The organism is Aeromonas sp. (assembly GCF_050633025.1).
GTDB lineage: Bacteria > Pseudomonadota > Gammaproteobacteria > Enterobacterales > Aeromonadaceae > Aeromonas.
On sequence record NZ_JBODRQ010000184.1, the window covers coordinates 1 to 5,197 of the forward strand.

Genomic DNA, 5,197 nt, shown 5'->3' on the forward strand with positions numbered 1-5,197 from the left:
GCCGTCGAGCTCTGGTATCAGGCATCGGTAAAAGCCCACGACTTTATTCCCGCCGCCTTTTGGCATGAGCAACGGGCAGCGATGCGGGACATCTATCTGCCCGCCAGCAAGAGCTGGGGTTATGAGGAGGATGGACAGCTACTGGGCTTTATCTCCTGGTATCAGGGGTCTGTCGCCGCCCTGTTTATCTCCCCAGATCACCAATCACACGGGCTGGGTCGCCAACTGCTCGAACACCTCAAAGCCCAATATGATCGACTCGAGTTGACGGTCTACGCCGAAAATGAGCAGGCGCGGCGCTTCTATTCCCGCAACGGTTTCAAAGAGGGTGAGCAGCAGTTGTGCGAGCATAGCGGCCACCCCGAGTTGGTGATGCATTGGCAACGGGGATAAGCGGATCGCCCATAGCGATGGCGAGCACGCTTTGCCTGTTTTGTGGCCGCCTTGAATGCCATGGCGGCATTCTCTACAATGACCCACTTTTTATTCATTTCGGGTTATATCGATGAGCGATACCAGCACCAAACCGGCTCTGCCGGATCACCTCTCCTGCAATCCCCGCAGCCCTCACTATGTGGCCGCCTGCTTCGAGCACCCGATCGGTATTCGCCTGAACGGCAAAGAGCGCACCGATGTCGAGGAGTACTGCATCAGCGAAGGTTGGGTGAAGATCCCCTCCCCCAAAGCGCTGGATCGCCGTGGTCAGCCCATCCTGATCAAGCTCAAGGGCACCGTTGAAGCCTTCTACAGCTAATCAGCGCGCTGCTGCTTGATAAACAACAAGGCCGCCCTCGCGGTGGCCTTGTTGTTTCCGGTATTGGTGCTGGCATCTGCGCTAGCTAAGCGGCAACCACCAGCCCACATTTTTCTCTGGGCAGCCCTTTATACCCCCAACCGGTCGCGCAAGGTGTACCAGGCGGCGCCCGCGGCGGTAAAGGGGATACGGAAGAGGCGGCCACCCGGGAAGGGGTAGTGCGGCAGTTTGGCAAAGGCATCGAAGCGCTCCGCCTGACCGCTTAGCACCTCGGAGAGCAGCTTGCCCGCCAGATGGGTACAGGTGACACCGTGGCCGCTGTAGCCCTGCATGTAGTAGATGTTGGGGCCGATGCGACCAAACTGCGGCAGCCGCGACAGGGTGAGCAGGAAGTTGCCGGTCCAGGTGTACTCCACCTTGACCCCCGCCAGTTGCGGGAAAGTCTTGAGCATCTTGGGAATGATCAGCCGCTCGATATCCGCCGGATCCCGCGCGCCGTAGACCACGCCGCCGCCATAGAGCAACCGGTGATCGCCGGAGGTACGGTAGTAGTCGAGCAGGTAGTTACAATCCTCCAGACAGTAGTTTTGTGGCAACAGCGAGCGAGCCCGCTCCTCCCCCAGCACTTCGGTGGCGATCACCTGGGTGCCGCAGGGCATGCTCTTGCCCGCCAGCTCGGGCACCAGATTGCCGAGATAGGCGTTGCCCGCCACCACCACAAAGCGTGCCTTCACCGCCCCCTTGGCTGTTTTGACCAGGGCTGGTTGACCCGGGGTGATACTGGTGACGGCGGATTGTTCGAAGATCTGCCCCCCCTGGATGCGGATCGCCTCCGCCTCCCCCAGCGCCAGATTGAGGGGGTGAATATGGCCACCGCTCTTGTCGAGCAGGGCGCCGACGTAGCGATCGCTCGCGACCACCTCGCGCACCCCCTTGGCATCGAGCAGCTCCAGCTGGTCATTGCCCCACTTCTGCCAACGGGCATATTGGGACTTGAGCTCGTGCAGTTGCTTCTCGGTCTCGGCGGCAAAGACGCCCCCCTGCTGCAGATCGCACTGGATGTTGTAGCGCTTGATCCGCTCGCGGATGATCTGGCCTCCCTCAAACAGCATGGAACCGAGCAGCCTGGCCTGATCCGGCGGGCAGTTCGCTTCTATGGTGTCGATGTCGCGGCTGTAGGAGTTGACGATCTGGCCGCCGTTGCGGCCGCTGGCGCCAAAACCGACCCGGGCCGCCTCCAGCACCACCACCTTGTAGCCCTTCTCCACCAGATGCAGGGCGCTGGAGAGGCCGGTATAGCCCGCCCCGATGACGCAGACATCGCACTCCAGCTGCTCGGTCAATGTCGGGTAGGGCGCGTGTTTATTGGCGCTGGCTGCGTAGTAACTGTTTACATGTTCGGTCATGATCCCTGTTTCCTTACCGGTTCTGTTGCCAAACTACTGTCAGGATTAAAAGCTCGCCGGGGTGTGGGCGCTGACGATGCGACAGATCTGCCCCGACGGATTGCTGAAACTGTGGGGCTCGCCCGTATCGATCACATAGCTGTCGCCCGCTTCGAGTTGATAACTCTGGCCTGCCACCGTCAGGGTTACCGACCCCTCCAGCACAGTGCCGACCTCCTCCCCCTGATGCTTGACCTGCCCGCCGGTGTCAGTGCCGGGGGGATAGGTCTCCAGCATAAAGCCGAGCTGGCGGCGGTTGTTGCCGTTGTGCACCAGCTTCATCGAGACCCCCTGACTGCCCAGCTCGATAAGCTGTTCAGCCTTGATCACCACGCTGCAAGGGCGGCTCTCCTCCTCGGCGAAAAAGCGCGACAGCGGCAGGCCATAGACGGTGAGCAGCTTTTGCAGGGAGGCCACCGAGGGGCTCACCTTGTCCTGCTCGATCATGCAGATGGCGCCGTGGGTCAGGCCGCTCAGCTCGGCCGCCCGCCGCTGGGAGAGCCCCAGCTGATGGCGCACCGCCGCCAGCCGCTCGCCCATGGTACGGGCACCACTCTGCGGCACCAGCTGCAGGCGAGCCTCGATCTCACTGCTCTGTGGCCCGCTCATGGCAGGCCCCCTCTCATCTTCTGCCTGCACTCCCGCAACATGGGTCATCTCCCTCTTCCCTCTGGTTAAAATAGCGGACCAGCACCATCCCTGGCTGTTTGCGATGTTACACACACATCGTTAATTATTTTGCACACCCAGCCCATCACATCAAGCCACAGGATCGGGGTAAACTGCGCTACACAGCCCATTTTCTAGCATGCAGCTCACCAACAATTCAAATATATTTAACACTTGAAAAACATTTCAGCTCAATTTATGGTCTCCCTGTGCTTATTATTTTATACGGCAGCACCACAGGATGAGCCGCATCATCGCCACCTTGCTGCCAGGTTTCACCATTGAGGCTTGCCATGTCCGCTACCAGCTCCAATCAAAGCTTGATCAAATCCCGCGCCTATATAGATGGTCAGTGGTGCGAGGCCGCCAGCGGCCGCACCTTCGAGGTCACCAATCCGGCTACCGGTGCCGTGATCACTCAGGTGCCCGACATGAATGAAGAGGATACCCGCCGCGCCATCGCGGCCGCCCACGGGGCGCAACCCGCCTGGGCAGCGCTAACCGCCAAGGAGCGCAGCAACAAGCTCTACGCCTGGTTTGCCGCTATCACCGCCCACTGCGATGAACTGGCCCGCATCATGACCTGCGAGCAGGGCAAGCCGCTGGCGGAAGCCAAGGGGGAAGTGACCTACGGCGCCAGCTTTATCCAGTGGTTCGCGGAAGAGGGCAAGCGCGCCTATGGCCGCACCATCCCGGGTTTTAGCAGCGATCGCCGGTTGGCCACCATCAAGCAGCCGGTCGGGGTGGTCGCCGCCATCACCCCGTGGAACTTCCCCATTGCCATGATCACCCGCAAGGCGGGCCCGGCGCTGGCCGCCGGTTGCACCATCGTCATCAAGCCTGCCGCCGAAACGCCGCTCTGCGCACTGGCGCTGGCGGTACTGGCCGAGCAGGCAGGGATCCCCGCCGGGGTGATCAATATCGTCACCAGCCACCAGCCGAGCGCGGTGGGCAACGAGCTGTGCAACAACCCGACTGTGCGCAAGCTCTCCTTCACCGGTTCGACCCGCATCGGCAAGCTGCTGATGCGCCAGTGCGCCGACACCATGAAGCGCCTCTCACTGGAGCTGGGTGGCAACGCCCCCTTTATCGTCTTTGACGACGCCGACCTCGACGCCGCCGTGGCCGGGGCGCTCGCCTCCAAATACCGCAACGCCGGGCAGACCTGCGTCTGCGCCAACCGCATTCTGGTGCAGGCCAGCGTCTATGACGCCTTCGCCGAGAAGCTCACCGCCGCCGTTTCCGCCTTCAAGGTGGGGGATGGCATGGCAGAGGGCACCCAGATCGGCCCGCTGATCAACCCGGCAGCCGCCAGCAAGGTGGCCGAGCTGGTGCAGCAATCGGTCGCCGCCGGTGCCGAGCTGCTGCTGGGGGGCGAAGCCCACCCCGCCGGCCCGCTCTTCTATCAGCCCACCATTCTGGGCAAGGTGGCTAAAACCAACCCCATCCTGCAGGAGGAGATCTTCGGCCCGGTCGCCCCGCTGGTGCGCTTCGAGACCGAAGCCGAGGCCATCTCCATTGCCAACGACACCCCTTATGGCCTGGCCGCCTACTTCTATGGCCGCGATATCGCCCGGGTGTGGCGCGTTGCGGAGCAGCTTGAATACGGCATGGTCGGCATCAACGAGGGGATCATCTCAACCGAGCTGGCCCCCTTTGGCGGGATCAAGGAGTCGGGTCTTGGCCGTGAAGGGGCCGCCGAGGGGCTGGAGGAGTATCTGGAGACCAAATACCTCTGCTTTGGCGCCATTCGCTAAGGCAGCAACACAGAGACAACAGGCCGCCGAATGTGCCCCGATGGGCTGTGCGGCGGTAATGGGCGCCAGATCGCCCGCCACACATTCATTCAGGGAATATCGGGGGCTGCGGCCCCTCAGGGAGGAAAGATGAGTCAGTCAGAATCAAACAAGGCGTGGCAAGCGCGCCGCGAAGCGGCCGTGGTCAACGGCGTTGGCACCCTACTGCCGGTCTTTATCGACCGGGCGCAAAACGCCGAGCTGTGGGATGTGGAGGGCAACCGCTACATCGACTTTGCCTCCGGCATCGCCGTGCTCAACACCGGTCACAACCATCCAAAAGTAGTGGCGGCGGTACGTGAACAGCTGGAAAAGTTCAGCCACACCTGCTTTCAGGTCACCCCCTACCCCGGCTATATCGAGCTTGCCGAAAAGCTCAATGCGCTGGTGCCCGGCCCGACGCCCAAGCGCACCCTGTTTCTCTCCACCGGTGCCGAGGCGGTCGAGAACGCCATCAAGATCGCCCGCGCCCACACCGGCCGCAGCGGCACCATCGCCTTCAAGGGGGGCTTTCACGGCCGCACCATGATGGG

General features: G+C 62.1%; 6 protein-coding genes. 4 read left to right on the forward strand and 2 right to left on the reverse strand.

The genetic code is table 11. The features are described 5' to 3' along the window. Together ACRAUW_RS16645 and ACRAUW_RS16650 are read left to right on the forward strand one after the other, a co-directional pair. Positions 1-393 (forward strand): N-acetyltransferase (locus ACRAUW_RS16645; protein WP_431363171.1); only part of this gene is annotated, 393 nt, incomplete at its 5' end. Between the two features lie 112 nt (positions 394-505). Continuing rightward, on the forward strand, positions 506-754 hold the full coding sequence (locus ACRAUW_RS16650; RefSeq protein WP_005338226.1) for a DUF3297 family protein: 249 nt from the start codon (positions 506-508) through the stop codon (positions 752-754). A 128-nt stretch (positions 755-882) separates the two neighbouring features. Here ACRAUW_RS16650 and ACRAUW_RS16655 read toward each other — a convergent pair whose 3' ends face one another. Then, positions 883-2,160, reverse strand: a complete 1,278-nt coding sequence (locus ACRAUW_RS16655; RefSeq protein WP_386914876.1) for an NAD(P)/FAD-dependent oxidoreductase — start codon at positions 2,158-2,160, stop codon at positions 883-885. A gap of 45 nt (positions 2,161-2,205) precedes the next feature. Continuing rightward, positions 2,206-2,808 carry an HTH-type transcriptional regulator PuuR gene (gene puuR, locus ACRAUW_RS16660; RefSeq protein WP_431363174.1) on the reverse strand — a complete coding sequence of 201 codons (603 nt, stop codon included), beginning with the start codon at positions 2,806-2,808 and terminating at the stop codon, positions 2,206-2,208. 353 nt (positions 2,809-3,161) lie between these two features. Between puuR and ACRAUW_RS16665 the strand changes: the two genes are divergently transcribed. Together ACRAUW_RS16665 and ACRAUW_RS16670 are read left to right on the forward strand one after the other, a co-directional pair. Next, on the forward strand, positions 3,162-4,625 hold the full coding sequence (locus ACRAUW_RS16665; RefSeq protein WP_431363172.1) for an NAD-dependent succinate-semialdehyde dehydrogenase: 1,464 nt from the start codon (positions 3,162-3,164) through the stop codon (positions 4,623-4,625). Positions 4,626-4,754: 129 nt separating this feature from the next. Then, positions 4,755-5,197, forward strand: a 443-nt coding sequence (locus tag ACRAUW_RS16670; protein WP_431363173.1) for an aminotransferase class III-fold pyridoxal phosphate-dependent enzyme, incomplete at its 3' end; no start/stop codon positions are given.